The 1,831-nt window shown below is 67.7% G+C and carries 1 protein-coding gene; it reads left to right on the top strand.

Annotated elements, in window-relative coordinates; genetic code table 11:
- The first annotated feature begins 230 nt into the window (after nucleotides 1–230).
- Nucleotides 231–1,801 (top strand): IS3 family transposase gene (locus DOD19_RS27450; protein ID WP_099047680.1). Its coding sequence is split into 2 segments (ribosomal slippage): nucleotides 231–669 and nucleotides 669–1,801, totalling 1,572 coding nucleotides; the frame shifts between segments, so codons are not numbered across the junction.
- Nucleotides 1,802–1,831: the final 30 nt, after the last annotated feature.

The following is a 1,831-nucleotide window of genomic DNA, read 5'->3' on the forward strand; positions in this document are numbered from 1 at the left end:
CCCCCCGCGTCAGAATAGTTGTCGCCCCGATAGATTCTTGAGTCTCTGACTTCAAGACTCTTACCTTGGTGGTAGGTGGCTGTGGAGCTTGTGGGCGAAGGCCTGCGCGGTGGGCAACGCACCAGCGTTGTCCACGGCAAGCTGGCCGGTGCGCGAAGCGCATCGTCCACAAATCCACAGCCTCGCCTTCCCACCGATTTTTGAAGCACGGGGGCGTTGAAGAGGACGAATTGGCTCGATACGGACAAGCATTCAAGGATCGCGCGGTGGCCAGGCTGCTGCCGCCCGAAAGCGCCGCGGTGGAAGCCGTGGCAGGGGAGATCGGCGTGAACGCCGACACGCTGGAGCGCTGGCGCTCCGAGGCATTGGCCAAGCCGGCGCGCGAGCGCATCTGGACGGCTGCGGCCCGGCTGGAGGCGGTCATCACGACGGCAGCCATGGACGAGACGGCGCGCAGCGCCTGGTGCCGCAAGAACGGGGTGTACGCGCAGCAGCTTGCGCAGTGGCGAGGCAGCGCCACCCAGGCCCTGGCGCAGCCGCACGAGCAGCCCGCCAGTGCGCAGCAGACCAAGCAGGACCGCCGCCGCATCAAGGAGCTCGAGCGCGAGCTGCAGCGCAAGGAAAAGGCCTTGGCCGAGGCGGCCGCCTTGCTGGTGCTGTCAAAAAAACTCGAGGCGATCTTCCCCAGGGAAAAGGGCGAGGCCGAATGATCGGCCTGGAAGATCGCCGCAACATGGCCCAACACATCGAGCAGGCGCACCACGAGGGCGCCCGGCTCGCCGCAGCCTGCGAGTTCGCCGGCATCAGCGTGCGGACGCTTCAGCGCTGGAAGGCCCAGGATGGGCTGCAAACCGGCGACGGCAGGCCTACGGCCCTGCGTGGGACCCCAGGCCATGCCCTGACGCCCGAGGAGCGCCAGCGGCTGCTGGAGGTGGCCAACGAACCGAGGTTTGCCGACATGCCGCCGGCGCGCATCGTGCCTGCCCTGGCCGATGAGGGCGTGTACCTGGCCAGCGAATCGAGTTTCAGCCGCGTGCTGCGCGAGGCCGGCCAAAACCGGCACCGCAGCCGCGCCAAGGCGCCGCGCAAGGTCCGGCCACCCACCACCCACGTGGCCACCGCCCCGGCGCAGCTGTGGTGCTGGGACCTGACCTACCTGCCCGCGCAGGTGCTGGGACGCTGGTTCTACCTGTACCTGATCCTGGACGTGTTCAGCCGCAAGATCGTCGGCTTCGAGGTGCATGCGACGGATCACGCCGACCATGCGGCCCATCTGGTCAAGCGCACCGCGCTGGCCGAGGGCATCCACGCGATGGCGGCCAAGCCGGTGCTGCACGGCGACAACGGCTCGACCTTCAAGGCAACCACCGTGCTGGCGATGCTGCACTGGCTGGGGATCGACCCGTCGTATTCGCGCCCTCGCGTGAGCAATGACAACCCGTATGTGGAGAGCCTGTTTCGCACCGCCAAGTACCGGCCCGAGTTCCCTGCCGGCGGCTTCGTCGACCTGGACCATGCTCGCGGCTGGGCGGCCGAGTTCGTGCGTTGGTACAACCACGCGCACCGCCACAGCGGCATCGGCTACGTGACGCCGGCGCAGCGCCACGCCGGCACTGACCGCCACATCCTGCAGGCTCGGCATGAGCTGTACCTTCGGGCGCGGCAAAGCAATCCGGGCCGCTGGTCTGGAGAAACCCGCAACTGGCGTCGCATCGACGTGGTGGCCCTCAACCCCGAGCGCGAAGCGACCGTTTGCGCCGGCGAACTTCCAGGAGGCAACAAAGAACGACTGGCTGCGTGATTCAGGCGACAACTACCTTGACACGCACCG

This window comes from Ralstonia sp. GX3-BWBA (assembly GCF_003290055.1).
Taxonomy (GTDB): domain Bacteria; phylum Pseudomonadota; class Gammaproteobacteria; order Burkholderiales; family Burkholderiaceae; genus Ralstonia; species Ralstonia holmesii.